This window comes from Maricaulis sp. CAU 1757 (assembly GCF_054482675.1).
This window is the reverse complement of record NZ_JBTLRI010000001.1, coordinates 724889-745055: the sequence shown is the minus strand read 5'-3', so window position 1 is coordinate 745055 and position 20167 is coordinate 724889. Positions and strand designations below refer to the sequence as shown.

The 20167-nt window shown below is 66.1% G+C and carries 14 protein-coding genes; 11 read left to right on the top strand and 3 right to left on the bottom strand.

The window, feature by feature from the left end; translation table 11 throughout:
• Window positions 1-207 precede the first annotated feature (207 nt).
• From ACXYMR_RS03445 to ACXYMR_RS03435, 3 genes are read left to right on the top strand one after another with little or no spacing between them, the layout of a single operon-like run.
• A complete protein-coding gene (locus tag ACXYMR_RS03445) occupies window positions 208-1680 on the top strand; it encodes an efflux RND transporter periplasmic adaptor subunit (protein WP_458941355.1) in 1473 nt (490 codons plus the stop codon).
• Complete coding sequence (locus ACXYMR_RS03440; RefSeq protein ID WP_458941354.1) at window positions 1677-2357, top strand: ABC transporter ATP-binding protein; 681 nt, start codon at window positions 1677-1679, stop codon at window positions 2355-2357. The genes ACXYMR_RS03445 and ACXYMR_RS03440 overlap by 4 nt, the downstream gene beginning before the upstream one ends.
• Complete coding sequence (locus ACXYMR_RS03435) at window positions 2354-3589, top strand: ABC transporter permease (protein ID WP_458941353.1); 1236 nt, start codon at window positions 2354-2356, stop codon at window positions 3587-3589. The genes ACXYMR_RS03440 and ACXYMR_RS03435 overlap by 4 nt, the downstream gene beginning before the upstream one ends.
• Before the next feature lies 1 nt (window position 3590).
• On the opposite strand, the gene ACXYMR_RS03430 is transcribed toward ACXYMR_RS03435, so the two are convergent.
• Complete coding sequence (locus ACXYMR_RS03430) at window positions 3591-6629, bottom strand: PAS domain-containing sensor histidine kinase (protein ID WP_458941352.1); 3039 nt, start codon at window positions 6627-6629, stop codon at window positions 3591-3593.
• A 252-nt stretch (window positions 6630-6881) separates the two neighbouring features.
• On the opposite strand from ACXYMR_RS03430, the gene ACXYMR_RS03425 reads away from it, so the two are divergent.
• The 3 genes from ACXYMR_RS03425 to ACXYMR_RS03415 all read left to right on the top strand — a co-directional run bounded on the left by ACXYMR_RS03425 (window position 6882) and on the right by ACXYMR_RS03415 (window position 12432).
• Window positions 6882-8738 carry an ABC transporter ATP-binding protein gene (locus ACXYMR_RS03425; protein WP_458941351.1) on the top strand — a complete coding sequence of 619 codons (1857 nt, stop codon included), beginning with the start codon at window positions 6882-6884 and terminating at the stop codon, window positions 8736-8738.
• 86 nt (window positions 8739-8824) lie between these two features.
• A complete protein-coding gene (locus ACXYMR_RS03420) occupies window positions 8825-11683 on the top strand; it encodes a M16 family metallopeptidase (RefSeq protein ID WP_458941350.1) in 2859 nt (952 codons plus the stop codon).
• A 53-nt stretch (window positions 11684-11736) separates the two neighbouring features.
• Entirely contained in the window at window positions 11737-12432 is a 696-nt protein-coding gene (locus tag ACXYMR_RS03415; protein WP_458941349.1) for an FKBP-type peptidyl-prolyl cis-trans isomerase, read from the top strand.
• Between the two features lie 23 nt (window positions 12433-12455).
• Here the strand turns inward: ACXYMR_RS03415 and ACXYMR_RS03410 are convergent, their stop codons facing one another.
• The gene (locus ACXYMR_RS03410; protein WP_458941348.1) at window positions 12456-13958 is read right to left on the bottom strand and encodes a TadE/TadG family type IV pilus assembly protein; all 1503 of its coding nucleotides are present in this window, start codon (window positions 13956-13958) and stop codon (window positions 12456-12458) included.
• A gap of 274 nt (window positions 13959-14232) precedes the next feature.
• Between ACXYMR_RS03410 and ACXYMR_RS03405 the strand changes: the two genes are divergently transcribed.
• Genes ACXYMR_RS03405 through argE form a run of 4 tightly spaced genes read left to right on the top strand, consistent with a single transcriptional unit; the run spans window position 14233 to window position 17536 of the window.
• Window positions 14233-15483, top strand: a complete 1251-nt coding sequence (locus tag ACXYMR_RS03405; RefSeq protein WP_458941347.1) for a pilus assembly protein TadG-related protein — start codon at window positions 14233-14235, stop codon at window positions 15481-15483.
• Window positions 15484-15486: 3 nt separating this feature from the next.
• Window positions 15487-15915, top strand: coding sequence for a TadE/TadG family type IV pilus assembly protein (locus tag ACXYMR_RS03400; protein WP_458941346.1), 429 nt, complete (start codon window positions 15487-15489; stop codon window positions 15913-15915).
• Window positions 15905-16324, top strand: a complete 420-nt coding sequence (locus ACXYMR_RS03395) for a TadE/TadG family type IV pilus assembly protein (protein WP_458941345.1) — start codon at window positions 15905-15907, stop codon at window positions 16322-16324. Before ACXYMR_RS03400 ends, ACXYMR_RS03395 begins: the two co-directional genes overlap by 11 nt.
• Window positions 16325-16372: 48 nt before the next feature.
• The gene (gene argE, locus ACXYMR_RS03390; protein WP_458941344.1) at window positions 16373-17536 is read left to right on the top strand and encodes an acetylornithine deacetylase; all 1164 of its coding nucleotides are present in this window, start codon (window positions 16373-16375) and stop codon (window positions 17534-17536) included.
• Between the two features lie 146 nt (window positions 17537-17682).
• Here argE and ACXYMR_RS03385 read toward each other — a convergent pair whose 3' ends face one another.
• A complete protein-coding gene (locus ACXYMR_RS03385; protein ID WP_458941343.1) occupies window positions 17683-18900 on the bottom strand; it encodes an NAD-dependent epimerase/dehydratase family protein in 1218 nt (405 codons plus the stop codon).
• Between the two features lie 231 nt (window positions 18901-19131).
• On the opposite strand from ACXYMR_RS03385, the gene gap reads away from it, so the two are divergent.
• Complete coding sequence (gene gap, locus ACXYMR_RS03380) at window positions 19132-20142, top strand: type I glyceraldehyde-3-phosphate dehydrogenase (protein ID WP_458941342.1); 1011 nt, start codon at window positions 19132-19134, stop codon at window positions 20140-20142.
• Window positions 20143-20167: the final 25 nt, after the last annotated feature.

Here is a 20167-nt window from a genome sequence, read left to right as displayed (position 1 = left end):
AGTGCGTGTGCCGTGCAGATGGCGTGCCATGGCGGGGATACCTGCTGAACGGGTTGGATTTGAGCTTGCCCCGTCGCGCCCTATTGTCGTCCAATGAACCGCAGGGAGGTGCGTGGACGGGCTGAATCGCCGGCGACGGAAAAGTCGCGCAGCAGCGTTCAACCAACGTGCTTTCAGACCGTCAGCCGCGCCGCGCGAGGATAGTGCATGTCGAGATTTCTCAAACCGGGCCTGGCCCTGGCGGGGCTGGTGGTCCTGGTTGTCGCCGCATGGTGGATGTTTGGCCGCGGGGCCGGCGATGGCGGCGAGGTGGTGGTCGAGACCGAGACCGTGGCGCGCGGCGAGGTGCGGCGCACGGTGGCGGCGTCGGGCGCGGTGCGGGCGCTGGTCACGGTCGAGGTCGGCTCGCAATTGTCGGGACAGATCTCCGAGCTGCTGGTCGATTACAATGACCCGGTTGAGGCGGGCCAGGTGATCGCCCAGCTCGACCCGCAGAGTTTCCAGATCCGGGTGCGCGAGGCGGAGGCGTCGCGGGCCACGGCGGCGGCGACCCTGGCCCTGCAGCGCGCCAGCCTGGCCCGGGCCCAGGCCAATGCCCGCGAGGCGCAGGCCGAGCTCGACCGGGTCAGGACCTTGCAGGAGCGGGGCATTGCGGCCCAGTCAGCGCTCGACACGGCACAGGCCGGCTATGACGCCGCGCAGGCCGATCTCGGCGTCGCCCGGGCCCAGATCCAGAACGCCCAGGCGGTGCTGCAGCAGCGCGAGGCGACGCTGGAGAATGCCCGCGTCGACCTCGAACGCACGACGATCCGGGCGCCGATCAGCGGCATTGTCGTCGACCGGGCGGTCGATGCCGGCCAGACCGTGGCCGCCTCGATGTCGGCCCCGACCCTGTTCACCATCGCCCAGGATCTCGGCCAGGTGCAGATCGATGCCCAGGTCGACGAGGCCGATATCGGCCAGATCCACGAGGGCCAGAATGTGCGCTTCACCGTCGATGCCTTCCCCGGGGTCGAACTGACCGGGCAGGTCGAGCAGATCCGCCTGGCGCCGATGACGCTGAACAATGTGGTGACCTATACGGTGGTGGTGTCGGCGGCCAATCCGGGCCAGCGCCTGCTGCCCGGCATGACGGCCAACATGGACATCATCACCGGCGAGCGCAGCGATGTCCTCGTGGTGCCGAACGGGGCGCTGCGTTTCCGGCCCTCGCCGGCGCTTGCGGCGCGCAGCCGGCCGATCGAGGACGAGGCGGGTGGCGCGCGCGGCGGCCAGGGCGGGGGCCCGGGTGGCGGTGGCATGATGGGGCGCCTCATCGAGGAGCTCGAACTGAGCGACAGTCAGGCCGAACAGGCCCAGCAGGTCCTCCGCACGGTGTTCGGCCAGGCCCGGGCCCGTGCCCAGGCCGGCGGCGAGTTTGACCGCGACGCCCTGCAGGCGGACATCCAGCGCGGCCTGCAGGCCGTGCTCAGTGACCAGCAGATGCAGCGCTATCGCGAGATGCAGCGTGAGGCGCGCGAGACGCGGCTGGTCACGGTCTGGGTCGAGGAAGCGGATGGCGTGCTGGCCGAGCGGCGCGTCCGGGTCGGTATCGGCGACACCCAGACGACCGAAGTCGTCGGCGGTGACCTGGAGGCCGGCGACGCGGTCGTGACGCGGGCCCGCGAGGTGCGCGAGTGAGCGGGCTGATCGAATGCCGCGACCTGGTCAAGACCTATACCATGGGCGGTCAGACGATCCGCGCCCTGGACGGCGTGTCGCTGACCATCGAGGCGGGTGACTACGTGGCCATCATGGGCGCGTCCGGCTCGGGCAAGTCGACGCTGATGAACCTGATGGGCGCGCTGGACCGGCCCAGTGCCGGCGAGATCCGTATTGCCGGGCAGGATATCGGTGCACTGAGCGGCGATGCGGTGGCCCGGTTTCGCAACAGTACGATCGGCTTCGTGTTCCAGCAGTTCAACCTGCTGGCGCGCACCACGGCGGTCGAGAATGCCGCCCTGCCGCTGGTCTATTCCGGACTGCCGCACGACGAACGGGTGCGCCGGGCCCGGGCTCGGCTCGAGCAGGTCGGGCTGGGCGAGCGCATGGACCATCATCCCTCCCAGCTCTCCGGCGGCCAGCAGCAGCGCGTGGCGATCGCCCGGGCGCTGGTCAACGACCCGAAGATCCTGCTTGCGGACGAGCCGACGGGGGCGCTCGACAGCCGCACCTCGGCGGACATCATGGGCATTTTCGACCAGCTCAACAAAGACGGCATCACCATCATCCTGGTGACCCACGAACAGGACGTCGCCGACCATGCACGGCGCCAGATCGTATTCCGCGACGGCCGCATACTGGAGGACCGCCGATGACCCTGCTGGCTTCCATACGGGTTGCGCTGACGGCCCTGCGCATCAATGCGCTGCGCAGCGCGCTGGCCATGCTGGGCGTGATCATCGGCGTGGCTTCGGTGATCGTGCTGGTGTCGATCAGCGAGGGCACCAAGCAGGCGGTCGAGGCGCAGATTGCCAGTTTCGGCGCCGACCTGCTGATCATCCGGCCGGGCTCGAGCATGTTCGGCGGACGTCGCGGCGGAGCCGGGAGTGCGACGCCGCTGACCGATGCTGACGTGACGGCGATCCGGGACACCGTGCCCGGCCTTTCCGGGGTGTCCGGTGAGGTCAGTGCGAGCGCGGTCAGCGTGTTCGGCGGGGTCAACTGGTCGTCGCGCATCAGCGGCGTCAACCCGGACTATTTCGAGGTGCGCGGCTGGGTCATCGACAGCGGACGCAGTTTTTCCGCGGCCGAGGAGCAGTCCTCCCGGCGCTATGCCATCATCGGCCAGACCCTGATCCGCGAGCTGTTCGACGGGGCCGATCCGGTGGGGCAGACGATCCGGGTCAGCGGCCAGCCCTTCGAGGTCATCGGGACCGTGGCCGCCAAGGGCGAAACCTCATGGGGGCAGGACCAGGACGACATCATATTCGCGCCGCTGGGCACCGTGCGCCAGCGCTTCGGGGCCGGCACGACGGCAACGGTGCGCGACCCCGTGCAGACGGTCTATGCGGCGGTCGGACCGGGGGAATCGACGGACCGGGTCATTGCCGACATCGAGGACCTGTTGCGGGTCCGGCGGGATGTGGCGCCGGGTGCCGAGGACGATTTCTCGGTTGGCAACCTGGCCGAGTTCATCCGGGCCCGCAACGAGACGGAGAGCCAGCTCGGCCTGCTGCTGGCGGTTGGCGCCGGCATCGTGCTGCTGGTCGGCGGCATCGGCATCATGAACATCATGCTGGTCTCGGTAACCGAGCGCACGCGCGAGATCGGCCTGCGGCTGGCCGTCGGGGCGCGCCGGCGCGACATCCGCAACCAGTTCCTCATCGAGAGCATCGTGCTGTGCGTCATCGGCGGCCTGGCCGGCCTGGTGGTGGGGATTGGCGGGACGCTGGTCTATGCCGAGGTCGGCGAGCTGGAGATCGCGGTCAATCCGTTGATCGTGGCCCTGGCGATCGGGGCGTCGGCGTTGGTCGGCGTGTCGTTCGGCCTCTACCCGGCGCACCGGGCCTCGCGGCTCGACCCGATCGAGGCGCTGCGCTTCGAATAGCTCAGGCGGTGCCGTGTGACAGCGCCTTGGAGATCGAGAAGTAGAACGTGCTGCCCCGGCCGGGCTCGGATTCGACCCAGACCCTGCCGCCCATGCGTTCGGCGGCCTGGTGCATGATGGCGAGGCCGATGCCGGTGCCGCGATACTCCTCGCGCGTGTGAAGGCGCTGGAAGGGGGCGAAGATCTTGTCCTTGAAGCGCATGTCGAAGCCGATACCGTTATCGGCGACGCTGAACTGCCAGCTATCGCCGGTATCGACAGCCTCGATGCGGATGTGCGGCGTCGCCGGCCCGCGATATTTGACGGCATTGCTGACCAGGTTCTGGAAGGCCTGGGTGAGCAGGGTGCGGTCGGCCTCGACCTGGGGCAGGCCGGCGCTGTCAATCCGGGCCCCGCTCTCATTGATCGCGGATTCCAGGCTCTCGCGCACATCGTCGATGACTGCGTTGAGGTCGAGCGTTTCCAGCTTGAGCTCCTGATTGGCCTGGCGGGAATAGACCAGAAGGTCCTCGACCAGGCGCTGCATGCGGGCGGCGGCATCGACCAGGAAGTCGAGACTGCGCACGCCGTCAGCGTCGAGCTGGTCGGCATAGCGCCGCCGGATCAGTCCGGAGAAGGCGGAAATCTTGCGCAAGGGTTCCTGCAGGTCGTGCGAGGCGACGGTGGCGAAGCGGTCGAGTTCGCGGTTGGAGCGCTCGAGCTGTCGATTGACCCGGTGCAGGGCTGTCACGTCGGTCATCACGGCGTAGCTGAACAGCGGATTGCCGTCGCTGTCGCGTTCCAGGAAGGAGGACAGGAGGACGTCGATGAGGTGCCCGTCCTTGTGCCGGAACCGGTAGGGGACATTGTTGTTGAACCCCTTTTCGAACAGATGCGGCAACTGGACCTTGACGGCGCGTTCGCGGGATTCATCGTCAAGGAATTCGACCGACCGGCGGCCGATGACTTCGGAGCGGTCATAGCCGAGATAATTCAGCCAGTAGTCACTGACCTCGATGATCCGGCCTTCGGCGTCGATGGAATGCATCATGGCCGGTGTCGCCCGGTAGATGTGCTCGAAGCGCTGACGCTGGACCTGCATGGCGTCCTCGAAGCGCTTGGCAGGGTCGATATCCCACATCACGCCGCTTGAACGCAGGGCGCGGCCCGCCTCGTCGCGTCGCACGACGCGACCGGTGACCCGGTACCAGCGCCATGAACCGTCACGGGCACGCAGTCGGCAGCTGATGTCGGAGCCTTCGCGGTCTCCGCGCAGGATCGACAAATTGGTCGCGGTCAGTTCGGCCATGTCGTCCGGGTGGACCTTCTTGAACCAGTCCCGGGCGGACAGCTCGATCTCCGTCAGGTCGGAAAACAATTCCGCCACGACCGTGCCGCGAAGGAATAGCCGGTCCGAGGGGATATCGATGCGCCAGGTTCCCATGGCAGCGGCGTCCACTGCTTCGGCCAGCTGGCGTTCTCGGGCGGCAAGGCGCTCCTGGGTCTCCAGTCGTTCGGTAATGTCGGTGACGAAGCCGGAAATGGTGCGCGGCCGCCCGGCCGGGTCCCGGTCACTAATGCCGCCACGAACGTGGTAGCGACGCCAGCCTTCGAAGGCGTGATCAAACCTGACCGTCATGTCGATGGAGTCGCGTTCCTGGTTGCGCACCGCGTCGAAGGCTGCCTGAACTTCGTCGCGTTCGGCGGGATCAACCCGGTCGAGCCAGTCCGCAACGGCGATGCGGATGTTACTCGCCGGCAGGCCCATCATGCGCGCGATGACTTCGGATGCCTCGACAATGCCGGAGCCGATCTCCACGCGCCACGTGCCTTCGCCGACGGCAAGAAGGGTCTCGCGCAGCAAGCGCTCGCTGTCTTCAAGAGCGCTTTTGAGCCGATGCTCCTCGGTAATGTTGCTCATCGTGCCGGCGAGGCGTCTGGGCCGGCCATCCTCGGTCCACTCAACGATCCGCCCGCGCGTGCGCACCCAGACATCCGTTCCGTCCGGCTGGCGCATCGGGAAGTCGCCGAACAGGGCATTCAGGAGGTCCGGGTCGGAGCCGCGCTGGGCGGCCTTGAGCCGGTCGGCGACGGCCCGCGCCCGCGCCCGGTCGTCCGGCGGAGCGTGGTCGAGCCATTCATCAAAGCTGATATCGATTTCATTGCTGCCGAACCCGAGGCGCTGGGCGGGGAAACCGGACAGGGTCAGCCAGTCGCGTTCCAGGTCCAGTGACCAGGCGCCGTCATTGGCGCTTTCCAGGGCTTCGCGCAGGCGCATGTCGCTCTCCACGATACGCGCTTCGAGCTGGCGCAGCTCGGTAATGTCCACAACCTTGCCGTTGAGCCGCAGGGGGTGGCCGTCGCTGTCGAACTGGCTGACCTTGCCGCGCAATTGCAGCCAGCGCCATTCCTCGTCCTTGCGGCGGGCCTTGACGATCAGGTCCAGGGCATCGGTTGGCTTGCGCCGCAAATGGTCGATGGCGTGACGGAATTCCGAACGCATGTCGGCGTGCAGGACCTCGACCAGGCGATCCAGCGTGAAGGTCGCTTCGGTCTGGGGCAGGCCCATGAAAGAATTGATGAAACCGCGCGCCGCGCCGAGCCCGGTCTCGAGGTTGATCGAGAAAGTGCCCTCATTGGCCGACGCCAGGGTCGCGCTCAGCTGCATTTCGCGCGCTTCCAATTGGGCCTGCAGCTCCATTTCGCGGGAGACATCGCGAACGGTCAGGAGGATGGGCCCGCCGCCATCGCCGGGAGACAGGCGGGCAAGGGCGGCTTCGCCGATGAAGGTGCGGCCTGTCGAAGAGCGGAAGCGGACGCGCTGGTGATGCTGGCGGGGACCGCTCAGGTCGCGCGCCTTGGCCAGCAATTCAGCCGCTTCTCCGGCAGACTGGCAGATGTCGGCGAGGGTGCTTTCGTCAAACGCCTTGGCGGATTCGTGGAACAGGAAGCGGGCGGCAGGATTGGTTTCCAGGACCCGACCGGATTCTTCCAGGATCACCGCGGCCAGGGGCAAGTGCCTGAAAAGCTCTTCCAGCTGTGTAATGCGGCGTTCCGGCATGCATTTGTATGACGCTAGACAAGAGGGTCCGCCTCCCAGCCCGCATTCGCCTTTTCGATCCATTGCCCTCCCCTTTTTTAGTGGGCTTCTTGCCGGGTCAGGTCAATGCTGCGGGCCTTCATATTCCATGCATGGACAAGTGATCTCCGGGGCTTCGGGCCGTGCCGTAGCACCCGGCGATGAGGTCGGTACTGGTCATATGCGAATCCGTCGATATGCTCCGCCGGGCCGAGTTTTTGGAGGAGTTTGCTTGTGTCGAAACCGGGGAGCACGCAGGACGCCAGCGCGCCGATTCTGCAGGTCAGTGATCTGAATGTGAGTTTCGACACGCCGGACGGGACGGTGAACGCGGTCAAGGGCGTGTCGCTGGAGATCGCGGCCGGGGAATGCCTGGCGGTGGTCGGTGAATCCGGATCGGGCAAGAGCCAGACCTTCCTCGCGGCCATGGGCCTGCTGGCCTCGAACGGCCAGGCCACCGGGTCCATCAAGTATCGCGGCCAGGAAATCCTCGGCCTGCCGGCGTCCAAGCTCAACCGCGTGCGCGGCCGCAAGATGACGATGATCTTCCAGGACCCGCTGACCTCGCTGACACCGCACATGCGGATCGGCGACCAGATGCAGGAAGTCCTGGGCATTCACATGAAGATGAAGGGCAAGGCCGCCGAGGCCCGGGCCCTGCAATGGCTCGAACACGTCCGCATCCCGGAAGCGCGGCGTCGTCTCAAGCAGTATCCGCACGAGCTGTCCGGCGGCATGCGCCAGCGCGTCATGATCGCCATGTCGATGCTGTGCGAGCCCGACCTCCTGATCTGCGACGAACCGACCACGGCGCTCGATGTGACAGTGCAGGCCGAAGTGCTCGACATCATGGACGAGCTGAAGCGCGAGACCGGTGCCGCGCTGGCCCTGATCACGCACGACATGGGTGTCGTCGCGCGCATGGCCGACCGGGCCCAGGTGATGAAGAACGGCGTCTATGTGGAAGGCGGCGACATCGACAAGATCTTCCACGACCCGCAGGACCCCTATACGCGCATGCTGCTCGACGCCATGCCGCGCCTCGACCAGCCCGACCGGCCCGGTCACACGCCGCTCAAGCCGGTCGCCGACCCCGAGGCCGACCCGCTGCTGGAAGTCGATGACGTGCGCGTCGAGTTCCCGATCCGGGTGACCGGCGGGCTGCGCCCGACCTACCGGCCGCTGCGTGCCGTCGACGGCATCAGCTTCAACCTCAAGCCCGGCGAAACGCTGGGCATTGTCGGCGAGTCCGGCTGTGGCAAGTCCACCCTGGCACGCGCCGTGCTGCGCCTGGTCGAAGCCGAGGGCGGAGCGGTGACCTGGCTCGGCAAGGACCTGCTCGGCCTCAAGAAGGACGCGATGCGCAAGGCGCGCGAGGATTTGCAGATCGTCTTCCAGGACCCGCTGGCCTCGCTGGACCCGCGCATGACGATCGGTGCCTCGATTGCCGAGCCGCTCAAGACGTTCCGGCCCAAGATGAAAGCGGCCGAGCGCCAGGACGAGGTGCGCGGGATGATGAAGCGGGTCGGCCTCGACCCGGACATGATCAACCGCTACCCGCACGAATTGTCCGGCGGCCAGAACCAGCGTGTCGGCATTGCCCGCGCCATGATCCTCAATCCGCGCCTGGTCATCTGCGACGAGGCGGTGTCGGCGCTCGACGTGTCGATCCAGGCCCAGATCGTCGAGCTCCTGATCAAGCTGCAGCAGGACCTCGACCTGTCCATGCTGTTCATCTCGCACGACCTGTCCGTGGTGCGCGAGGTCTCGCACCGGGTCATGGTGCTGTATCTCGGGCGCATCGTGGAAATGGCCGATCGCGACCAGATCTACGAGGATGCGCGGCATCCCTATACCCAGGCGCTGATTTCCGCTGTGCCGGTACCGGACCCGGATGTCGAGAAGAAGCGCAAGCGGGTCAAGCTGGACGGGGAATTGCCGTCGCCGATGGATACCCGGGCCCAGCTGCGCTTCATGCAGTCCAAGCTGGTCGACGACCCCGATGCCCAACAGTACCGGCCCCAGCTGATCGAGGTGTCGCCGGGCCACTGGGTTGCGGAACATGACCCGGTGGACAGCGCCGTCGCCTGATTTTTCCGTGCCTTGCCGAGGTTTCACTCGACTTGCCGGCGCGCGCAATTAGGTTCGGGCGCCTGACGCTATTGGAGACGCCCCAGATGTTCTTGTCCCGCCCGGTCCACGCCGTCGCCTTGCTGACTTCCCTTGCAGCCCTGATCCTCGCCGGCTGCCAGGACACGGGCGATGTCGGCGTCCGGAATGGCGCGGCCGAACCCGCCTTCGTGCACGAAGTCAGCGACCTGCCGGCCGACCCGGACGTCACCTACGGGGTTCTGGATAACGGCATGCGCTATGCCGTCATGGCCAATGACACGCCGCCAAACACGGCCGCCGTGCGGCTGGTCTTCAATACCGGCTCGCTGGCCGAGGCCGACGATCAGCGCGGTCTGGCGCATTTCATCGAGCACATGGCATTCAACGGTTCGACCGACGTGCCGGAAGGCGAGATGGTGCCGCTGCTGGAGCGTTTCGGACTGCAATTCGGCCCGGATACCAATGCCTTCACCGGATACGACACGGTGGGCTATCAGCTCGACCTGCCGGAAACCGATGACGAGACCATTGATACCGGCCTGTTCCTGATGCGCCAGACGGCCAGCGAGTTGCTGCTCGACGCCGAGGCCATTGATCGCGAGCGCGGCGTGATCCTGTCGGAGGAGCGCGTGCGCAACACGCCGATCCGGCGCTGGAACAATGCGCTGTGGCGCTTCCGCCTGCCCGATACCCTGGTGCCGGAACGCGATGCCATCGGCACGTCCGAGGTGATCGAAACGGCCCAGCGCGAGCGCTTCGTCGACTATTACGAGAATTATTACGTGCCCGAGCGGGCCTTGCTGGTCGTGGTCGGGGACATCGACCCGGCGGACATCGAGGCGCGCATCGAGACGGTGTTCGCCGACTGGACGCGTGATGAGGGGCGCGGCGATCCGGACGTCGGTGCGGTGGCGGAGGACCGGCCGCTGTCGACCGGCTATTTCCATGATCCCGAAATCTACACCATCTTCACCGTCGACGCGGTGCGCCCGCATGTCGAGCGGCCGGACACGGCCCGTACTCGCTTCGAGGACAATCTGGCCCGGCTCGGCAATGCCATCCTGTCGCGCCGCTTTGCCACGCTGACCAGTTCGGGCACCTCGCCCATCATCCAGGCCTCGGCGTCGTCGTCGACCGATTTCGATGTGGCCGACCGGACCACCGTGCTGGCCATCCTTCGGCCCGACCAGTGGGCCGAGGGCGTAGCCCAGGTCGAGCAGGAATTGCGCAGGGCGCGCGAGCACGGTTTCACCGAGGCCGAGCTGGCCGAACAGATTTCCAACCTGCGCACGGCGCTGCGCGACCAGGCCGATCAGGCCGGCACCCGCACCAGCACCAATCTGGCCGACCAGATCTGGTCGAACTGGCGCGCCGAGCAGGTCTTCACGACGCCGCAGACCATGCTGGAGCGGTTCGAAGCATCGCTCGGGGATGTCACCGTGGAGGCCGTGAATGCCGCCTTCCGGGCCCAGTGGGCCGACGTCGAGCCGCTGCTCTTCCTGGCCTCGCCGCAGCCGATCGAGGATGCCGAGAGCCGTTTGCGCAACACTTGGGATGACAGCGTGTCGGTGGCCGTCGAGGCGCCGTCCGCCGATGTCGACAGCGAATTTGCCTATCACGACTTCGGGCCCGCCGGCACGGTCGCCGAGCGCAGCGAGGTCGAGGACCTCGGGCTGGTTCGCTGGCGTTATGAAAACGGCGTCGCGGTGACCTTCAAGCCGACCGACTTCGAGGACGGGCGCGTGCGCGTGCGCATCGATTTCGGGCGGGGCGAACTGGAACCGCGGGCCAAGCCGGCGGTCGACGTGATCACCGGTTCGGTATTCACCAGCGCCGGCCTGGGCGAGCACAGCCAGGACGATCTGTCGCGCCTGTTGGCGGGCCGCAATGTCGGCGCCGGATTTGGCGTCGGGGATCAGAGCTTCACCTTCTCCGCCGCCACCACGCCGGGCGATCTGCGTGTCCAGATGGACCTGCTGACAGCCTACATGACCGATCCGGGCTGGCGCCAGGAAGGGCTCGACCAGTTCCTTGCCATCATCCCGGAAGTGCGACGCAATCTGCTGTCGACCCCGAATGGCGTGCTGCAGGCGGAAGTGGCGCGGATGATCCATGGTGGCGATACGCGCTACGGCCTGCCGAGCGAGGCGGAGATCGCCGCCATCGAGATGGCCGATATCCAGGCCTTCATGACCCCGGCACTGGAGGCCGGACCGGTCGAAGTGACGATCGTCGGCGATGTCAGCGAGGCCGAGGTGCTGGACGCCGTGTCGGCGACCTTGGGCGCGCTGCCGGCCCGGGCGGAGAGCTGGCCGGACTACCAGGAAGCCCGCACTGTGCGCTTCCCGGAGCCGAATGACGAACCGCTAGTGCTCTATCACAACGGACCGGCGGACCAGGCCATGGTCAATGTCTACTGGCCGACCTTCGACGACAGCGACGCGCGCCGGGCACGCACCCTGTCGCTGCTGCGGGCGGTGTTCGACCTGAAGCTCACCGAACGCCTGCGCGAGGCGGAAGGGCTGACCTATTCGGCCTACAATTCCGACACCACCTCGGACACCTATCCGGACTATGGCTATCTCTATGCCGGGGCGGACGTGCGCGCCGAGACGGTCGATGCGGCCTATGCGGCGATTATCGAGCTCGCTGCCGACCTGGCGGCGGGCGAGATCAGCGAGGACGAGGTGCTGCGCGCGCGGCGGCCGATTCTCGAGCAGATCGAGAATGCGTTCGAGAATAATGGCGCCTGGATGAGCTGGTTGCCGCTGAGCTGGGAAAATCCGGACGAGCTGGACCGGATTCGCAGCCTGGACAGCGATTTCCGCGACATCACGCGCGAGGAGCTGGTTGAACTCGCGGCGGAATACCTGCGTCCGGAGCGCAGCTGGCGTGTCACCATCCTGTCCCGGAACGCCGAATGAGCTGGTGCGTTTCACCGTCACGTGAAATCGCGTTCTTACTTTGAGGAAGACACATGACCCGCATTGCATTGCTCACCGCTGTCTGTGGCCTGGCCCTGGCGGCCTGTTCCGGTCCGGATACCGCCACCGACGAGGACGATGTCGTTGAGCAGCCCACCGATCGTCCGTCCGCGGAGATGACCGAGGACGAGGCGGCCAGGATCGATCCCAGGGTCCAGGCCGAGCGCCAACAGGCCGAGGCCGTAGCGGCCATCGTCGCCGAAGCCCGTGCGTGCGACCTGCCGGCTGACACCGAGATCGTTCTGGTTGGACCGCCGGAAGGACCGATCCAGGCCGACGCGAATGCCGAGGCCTCGGAGGCCTACATTGCCTCTGTGCTGGAGCAGGAGTGCGTGTTCGAACTGCCCAGCGGGCTGGTCTTCCGCATCGTCGATGCCGAGCAAGAGGGCCTGTCCCCGATGCCGGGCGACCTGGTTACCGTGCATTATCGCGGTCAGCTGCCGCACGGCGAGGTGTTCGATTCATCCTATGATCGCGGCCAGCCGGAAACCTTTCCGTCGGATCGCCTGATCCGCGGCTGGGTCGAGGCACTGCCGCTGATGCATGTCGGCGAAAGCTGGGAGCTCTACCTGCGCCCGCGGCTCGGCTATGGCGAGCGCGGTACGCCGGACGGTCCGATCGGCCCGAACCAGGCGCTGATCTTCGAGATGGAATTGCTTGACGTGCCGAGTGCGGCCGACCGGCAATAGCCTGATCCGGCGGCCTGGCCGGTCTAGCGCGAAATGCGCAGATTGGTCAGGTCGCCGGCGATCATCTCGAAGGCATCGCGCAGCGCCGAGCTCGACGGAGAGTCGAAGTAGAGGCTCGGATTCGACGCGCACTCGCGCATCAGCTGGCGGGTCGAGCTGGAGCTGACCTGGAAGGTGATGGTGTAGACGCGGATCCCCTGGCGCTTGGCGTATTCGCAGGCAGCTGCGGTGCGCGCATTCATGGCATTGATGACCTGGGAGCGGCTCGACGAGGTGACGCCGAGGCGACCGGTTCGAATGTAACCGTAGCCGGAATAGTCGCTATGGGCGAAATGGCTACCCCGGGTGGAGATGTAGTTCTCGCCATCGGTCAGGACGACCATGGCCTTGACCACCTCGTCGTCATCATAGGGCACGCCCTCGGTGTAAGGTGCCTGGGGCGACAGGACGCGGACCCCCCAACTGACGCCGAGCGGTATATTTGTGGTCCCGCTGGCTTCCATCTGCGAAATGGCGCGGTCGACCGTGCGTTCATTGTCGGTCAAAGGGGTGATCGGGCGGGCGGTGCAGCCTTCGTTCGGGCCATTGCCGTTGCGCGGGCGTCCGTTGCGGTACTTGCCGATATTCATCAACCGTTCCCAGACGCTGCCGCGAAGGCCGTCATTGAGATAGTTATTGTTGTACCGGCCGCCGCGATCCGGTTCGTCCGGCGCGAAATAGGGCATGAACAGGGTTTCCGGGCGACCCGGATTAGGCTCGATGTCCTCGATGTCGAACGGAATGGCGCGCGCCTCCACGCAGCCTTCCCAGCTTGTGCGTCGAAGGTCGTCGAACAGGTCCCAGCGATTGGCCGGTTGATCGAACCACTCCGAATGCAGCGGATTGCGACCATCCGGATCCATCCACCAGACCGCTTCGTTGGCGGTGCCCACATTGACGGTGGAGGCAAAGGGGACGAGGCCGATCTTGACGTCGCCGCGCTCGTCCGCAGCGTCGAACAGGATCTCGTTGAGCAGGGCAGCGCTGTCGCGCAGATTGCGGATCTTGGAGCCGCTCATCGATCCGGTATTGTCCAGGACCATGGCCAGCTCGAGGCGCTGGCGGGCCCGCTGGACCTCGCTCTCCCAGCCGACGGTGATGGTATTGATGCCGGCGAGGCCGAGCAGGGTGGTCCGCACTTCCGCCTCACCGGTAACGATCACCGTGTCGGTGACATCGTCGATCGAGACCCGGACATTCTGTACCGTCCCCAGCTCACGACCGGGATAGTTGGCGGCTATGAAGCGCGCCGCCACGTCCGCAGCATCCGCGTCCGACAAATTGGTGTTGGACCCGACGGCCAGGGCGGCCGCATCCAGCGCCTGGGACAGGCGGGAGCGGGCATTCATGGCCTGGTTGAAATCGATGGCCCCGCCCGACAGCAAGGTGACCGGCAGCACGGCCAGGGCAAAGATCATCGCCACGTTGCCGCGCGTCTGGCGGGCAAAGCGCCGGGTCAGGTCGATGATTCTGGCATGCAGCAACATGGCTCGGATCCAATCTGATCGAAGCAGTCTAGAGCCGGTCCCTTAAGGTGCTGTTGAAAAGCATGGTTATCGAAAGCTGAACGCTTGCGGTGGGATGGCTGATTTCCCTTGGTCAGCAAGCCGTGTCAGGCAACCGGTCGCCCGGTCAATCGGCGCCTCCGGCCAACTCGTGAAAATGCTCTGAAAACTTGGCGAAAACTGTGCCGCGCGCCTTCACGCCTGGCGAATATGTCGACGCTCTAATGCGGGCCAGACACGTCACCAAGGGGACTGCATGCTCGCCCGCTGGCTTCGCGATCGCTCCGCCAACACCACAGTGATATTTGCCCTGTGCCTGCCGGTCCTGATCGGGTTCACGGGTCTGGGTGTGGATGTCGGATTCTGGCAGTTTCGCCAGCGCCAGGCCCAGACCGCGGCCGACCTCGCCGCGTATGCCGGCGCGGTGTCACTGCGCAATAACGAGCCTTCCAGCCAAGCCCGCGAGGAAGCCGAGGCCGAGGCCAGCCTGCATGGCTATGACGCCGTCACCGGAACGCTCGCCACCTTTCACCCGCCAGAGAGCGGCGCCTACAGGAATGCACGCTCCATGGAGGTGGTGATCCGCCAACAGGTGCCGCGCTTCTTCTCCGCCGTCATGGCCGATGCCCCGCTGGAGATTTCGGTCCGTGCCGTGGCCACGTACGAGCAGGAGTCAGATGCCTGCCTTCTCGCGTTGAGTCCGGAGGGCAATGCGGCCATCGATTTCTTTGGCTCCTCGAGCGTGTCGCTCCTGAAGTGCGAGATCATGTCCAACTCGATCGCCGAGGACGCCGTGCTGCTGCGCGGCAGTACCGAGGTCGAGGCACCGTGCATCAATGCGGTCGGCGGCTTCCAGGTTGGCGGAGGCAGCGCCGATTACACGCTGACCGGCTGCCCGGCGCCGCGCACCAACCTGCCCCGGGCGCTGGACCCTTATGCCGAGCTGGACGCGCCGGTGATGCCGTCGTCCTGCAGCAATCTGAATGGCGGCGGGCGGAAATCCGGGCCCACCACGATCGCTGCCGGGCCGGGTGGCGTGAAGCGGTTCTGCAACGGCCTGTCGCTGTCGGGGGAGGTGGTGTTCGAGCCGGGTGTCTACATCATCGATGGTGGGGATTTCCGCATCAATGCCAATACCAGCGTGGTGGCGGAGGGAGTGACCTTCTACCTCACCGATGGCGCGCGGGCGCGGTTCAATGGCTCAGCCGACATCCGGATTTCGGCCCCCACCACCGGGGAGTACGCAGGCCTCGCGCTATTCGGTGACCGGGACGATTTCGGGGTCGAGCACACCTTCAACGGCAGCGCGGACTCGCTGATCACCGGCGCGATCTACACGCCATCCAGCGACATCAGCTTCCTCGGCAATTTTTCCGGCCAGAGCGGCTGCATGCAGCTGGTCGGCTACACCATCGAGATCGGCGGCAACGCCCATATCAGCACCGACTGCACCGGCTACGGGATGGAATTCCCGCAAGTGCCGAGTGATGTGAGACTGGTGGAGTAGGACATGGACCCGGTCAGAACGCTTCTTGCCTTTGTCACCTGTCGACGCGGCGCGGCGGCGGTCGAATTTGCCGTCATCGTTCCGGTTCTCGCCGCCCTCCTGCTGGGCGTGTTCGATCTTGGCCGGCTGGCCCATGATCGCACCGACCTGCACGGCGCGGTGCGAAATGGCGCCCAATACTTCATGGCGGGCGGTGATGATCCCGACGACGCGGTGGCGATAGTCGAACAGTCCTGGACCAGCCGGCCGGAGAACTCCATGGTTCGCGTCGTGCGGTGCTGCAAGTGTGCCGAGGTCGACGCGCCGTGCGGGCAATTGTGCGCGGACGGATCGGTGCCGGACATCGTCCAGCAGATCGAGGCCTCGGCCTATTATGCCGGCCTGTTCGGCGAGTACGAGGTCAGCGTGACGGAGATGGTCCGTGCGCGGTGATGTGAGACAGCTGCCGCGCCGATTCCGGCGCGATCGCGGCGGGGCCAGCGCGCTGGAATTCGCCCTCGTGGCTCCGGCCCTGATATTCATTATTGTCGGCGTTCTGCAGATCTCGCTGGCGCTGTACAAGGGGGCAACCGTGCAATGGGTGACCGAGCGCAGCCTGCGCGTCGCCATGCTGGATGCCAGTGTCGATGCCGAGCGGCTGCGTCAGGACATCGAGGCCGAGCTAGCGGCGCTGGGACAGGATCTGGTGATTGATCTGGACTTCGCGGTCGACCACTCCGGAGCCGTACCGGTCGGGCGGGTCCAGGTGGGCTATACCCATGCCGTTCACCTCCCCTTGATGGAGCCGATCCAGGCCCGCTTCAGTGTGGATTCCAGTGTTCCGATGCCGCGTGGCAGTTAGGCCGAGATTTCCGTTGACGCCGAGCCTGCGTGGCGCCAGACCGACGCCATGACCCAGCTTGCTTCCGCCATCGCTCACCTGCGCGACCTGGTCGCTTTCGACACCACGTCACGGCACTCCAATCTCGCCCTGATCGAACATGTCGAGACGCAGCTCTCCTCCCTCGGCGCGCGATGCGAGCGCATTCCCAGTGCCGATGGCACCAAGGCCAATCTGCACGCCGTGTTCGGACCGGCTGTCGATGGCGGGGTGATCCTGTCGGGGCATACCGATGTGGTGCCGGTCGATGGCCAGCCCTGGACGTCTGACCCGTGGGTGCTGACCGACAAGGGCGATGGCCGCCTGTACGGGCGCGGCACGTGCGACATGAAGGGCTTTGCCGCCGCCATCCTGGCGCTGGCCCCTCGGATGGCGCAGGCCGACCTCGAGCGGCCGATCCACATCGCCCTGTCGCATGACGAGGAGGTTGGCTGTCTCGGCGCGCCGGCGCTGATCGAGCGCATCATGGACGGACCGGTGAAGCCGGCCCTGGTGATCGTCGGCGAGCCGACGGACATGAAGGTGGTGACGGCGCACAAGGGCCTGTTCTCGGTCGTGGTGACACTGCGCGGCCGCGAGGCGCATTCCAGCCTCGTCCATGACGGGGCCTGCGCGGTGACCCACGCGGTGCCGCTGATGCAATACCTGGTCGACGCGGCGGCCCGGATGCGCGCGGCGGCGCCCGATGACAGCCCGTTCGATCCGCCCTTCGGGACGCTCACGGTGGGCCAGATGTCCGGCGGCACGGCCCTCAACATTCTGGCGCTCGATGCCGAGTTCGGGGCGCTGGTCCGGCCGGCTCCGTGGGACGACATGGCGGCGCTGGAAGCCGGCCTGGGCGAGCGTGCGGCGGCAGTCGAGGCGGAGATGCGGCGGTTTGCGCCGGAAGCTTCGGTGACCGTTCGCGTGCGCTCAAGCGTCCCGCCGCTGGCGCCGGAAGCCGACGGCGCCGCCGAGCGCCTGGCGCGCCAGCTGACCGGTGACAATGCCAGCCGCGTAGTCAGCTATGGCACCGAGGCCGGACAGTTCCAGGCGGCGGGCCTGAGTGTCGTGGTGTGCGGGCCGGGCTCGATCAGCCAGGCGCATCAGCCCGACGAATTCCTGGCGGTGGATCAGCTGGACGCGTGCTGTGGCTTCCTGGGGCGGCTGGTGGAGAGACTGTCCCGCGATTGATTGTCCCGCGGGGCCGGGGGCCTCCCCTCATCCGCACCTTGGGGGCCCGTTCTCCCCAGGGAGAAGGGGTGAGCCGGGTTCTGAACCTGAACAAAAAAAAGGGCGCCCCGTGAGGCGCCCTTTTCGTTGGGATGTGAGGCAGAGGCTTAGCCCGCCACCTTCAGATCACTCGCCGGCGCGGCCGTCGTTGCCGCGTCCTCGCGCTGCTTGCCCCAGTAGGACACGCAGGGAATCTTGGTCTTGTCGCAGCGGTCGGCATACTTGCGCGCGATCTCGGTGACTTCCTCCATCAGGCCGTCGGCCAGGGTGGTCGGCTTGAGGCCCATCCTGAGGAAGGTGTCGTTCTCGACATGCAGGTCGTTCTCGTCCGCCTCGTTGCGCGGGTTGGGCACCAGCTGGACCTCGGTGCCGGTGAGGTCGCCGATCATCTTGGCCAGGTCGCGGACCCGGTGGGTCTCGGTCATCTGGTTGAGGATCTGGACCTTGTCGCCGGCCGCCGGCGGGTTCTCGATGGCCAGCTGGATGCAGCGCACCGTGTCCTGGATGTGGATGAAGGCGCGGGTCTGGCCGCCGGTGCCGTGCACCGTCATCGGGTAATTGACCGCGGCCTGCATCAGGAAGCGGTTGAGCACGGTGCCGTAATCGCCGTCATAGTCGAAGCGGTTGATCAGGCGCTCGTCGCGCTTGGTCTCTTCGGTCTGCGTGCCCCAGACGATACCCTGGTGGAGATCGGTGATCTTCACCTTGTCGTTCTTGTTGTAGAAATGGAAGAACAGCTGATCCTGGGTCTTGGTCATGTGGTAGATCGAACCCGGATTGGCCGGATAGAGGATTTCCTGGTCCTTCAGGCCTTCCTCGGTCTCGATCTTCACCTTGAGATAGCCCTCGGGAATCTTCATGCCGGCGGTGCCGTAGCCATAGACGCCCATCGTGCCGAGGTGGACGAGGTGGATGTCGCGGCCGGTCTCGACGATGGCGGCGAGCACGTCATTGGTGGCGTTGAGATTGTTGTCGACGGTGTAGCGCTTGTGGCGAGCCGATTTCATCGAGTAGGGCGCGGCGCGCTGCTCGGCGAAATGCACGATGGCATCCGGCTCGTGCGCCTCGATCAGGTCCACCAGCTCCTGGTAGTCCTTGCCGATATTCATGTTGACGAACCCGATGTCGCGACCCGACACCTCTTTCCACGCCGCGAGGCGTTCGCTCATCGGCCGGATCGGCGTCAGGCTGTCGACCTCGAGCTCGATGTCGATCTTGCGACGCGACAGATTGTCGACGATGACGACGTCGTGTCCGAGATTGGAGAGATGAAGCGCGGTCGGCCAGCCGCAGAAGCCGTCTCCGCCGAGTACGATGACTTTCATGATCGTGACGCCTGCCCTTGACGTTAAATACCTAGCGCTTGGTTCTGGCAGGGGGGCGGGGCCATTGCAAGACCTTCGCCTGCGCACGGGCAGAAGAGCGTGGGGCCGTGCCCGGAGCCGCCGAATGAAAAATGTCTGCCGATTGGTGGACGCCAGCCGGAAAGGCCGGTAAATCCGCGCCCGACGAGCCGGATGCCTGCGATCCCGGCCGGACTGCAAGGAGACACGAGTATGGCCCTTCGGGTTGCGATCACCGGTTTTGGCCGCATCGGCCGCCTGGCCCTGCGTGCGGTGCTGGAAAACCAGCGCTGGAATGACGTTGAAGTCGTCGCCATCAACGACAGCTCGACGCCGGAAACCAATGCCCACCTGCTCAAGTATGACAGCGTGCATGGCCGCTATCCCGGCGAGATCAAGGTCGGCGATGACTGGATCGATGCCGGCTTTGGCAAGATCCGGAAGGTTTCCAACCGCGATCCGCGCCAGCTGCCCTGGAAGGACATGGGCATCGACATCGTGCTGGAATGCACCGGCGCCTTCAATTCCAAGGAAGGCTCGATGGCGCACATCGAGTCCGGCGCCAAGCGGGTGCTGTGTTCGGCTCCGGCCAAGAATGCCGACAAGACCATTGTCTACGGCGTCAATCACGGCGACCTGACGGCCGACGACATCATCGTCTCCAATGCCTCGTGCACGACCAATGGCCTGGCCCCGGTGGCCAAGGTGCTGAACGACGCGGTCGGCATCGAGCGCGGCCACATGACCACGATCCACGCCTATACCGGCGACCAGCCGACACTGGACCGCAATCACAAGGACCTGCACCGCGGCCGCGCCGCCGCCATGTCGATGGTCCCGACCTCGACCGGTGCCGCCAAGGCGGTCGGCCTGGTGCTGCCGGAACTGGTCGGCAAGCTGGACGGCTCCGCAGTGCGCGTACCGACCCCGAACGTGTCGCTGATCGACCTGGTGTTCACGCCGGGCAAGGCAACCACGAAGGAAGAGATCGCCGCCGCCGTGAAGGCCGCGGCCGATGGTCCCATGAAGGGCGTTCTGGGCTATGATGACCTGCCGCTGGTCTCCATCGACTACAACCATGACAGCCGGTCCTCGGTGGTCGCCCTCGACAAGATCAATGTCGTCGACGAGCGCCTGGTGCGGGTGATGACCTGGTATGACAATGAGTGGGGCTTCGCCTGCCGGATGATCGACACCACGGTCGCCATGGGCAAGTTCCTCTAGCCCGCTCCAGAAAGACGAGGCCCGC

What these genes read in the sequence shown, in the direction of transcription:
- argE (WP_458941344.1), top strand. Translation starts at nt 16,373, where the DNA reads ATGACCCAGCTTGCTTCCGCCATCGCTCACCTGCGCGACCTGGTCGCT.
- ACXYMR_RS03435 (WP_458941353.1), top strand. Translation starts at nt 2,354, where the DNA reads ATGACCCTGCTGGCTTCCATACGGGTTGCGCTGACGGCCCTGCGCATC.
- ACXYMR_RS03405 (WP_458941347.1), top strand. Translation starts at nt 14,233, where the DNA reads ATGCTCGCCCGCTGGCTTCGCGATCGCTCCGCCAACACCACAGTGATA.
- ACXYMR_RS03400 (WP_458941346.1), top strand. Translation starts at nt 15,487, where the DNA reads ATGGACCCGGTCAGAACGCTTCTTGCCTTTGTCACCTGTCGACGCGGC.
- gap (WP_458941342.1), top strand. Translation starts at nt 19,132, where the DNA reads ATGGCCCTTCGGGTTGCGATCACCGGTTTTGGCCGCATCGGCCGCCTG.
- ACXYMR_RS03415 (WP_458941349.1), top strand. Translation starts at nt 11,737, where the DNA reads ATGACCCGCATTGCATTGCTCACCGCTGTCTGTGGCCTGGCCCTGGCG.
- ACXYMR_RS03420 (WP_458941350.1), top strand. Translation starts at nt 8,825, where the DNA reads ATGTTCTTGTCCCGCCCGGTCCACGCCGTCGCCTTGCTGACTTCCCTT.
- ACXYMR_RS03445 (WP_458941355.1), top strand. Translation starts at nt 208, where the DNA reads ATGTCGAGATTTCTCAAACCGGGCCTGGCCCTGGCGGGGCTGGTGGTC.
- ACXYMR_RS03385 (WP_458941343.1), bottom strand. Translation starts at nt 18,900, where the DNA reads ATGAAAGTCATCGTACTCGGCGGAGACGGCTTCTGCGGCTGGCCGACC.
- ACXYMR_RS03430 (WP_458941352.1), bottom strand. Translation starts at nt 6,629, where the DNA reads ATGCCGGAACGCCGCATTACACAGCTGGAAGAGCTTTTCAGGCACTTG.
- ACXYMR_RS03410 (WP_458941348.1), bottom strand. Translation starts at nt 13,958, where the DNA reads ATGTTGCTGCATGCCAGAATCATCGACCTGACCCGGCGCTTTGCCCGC.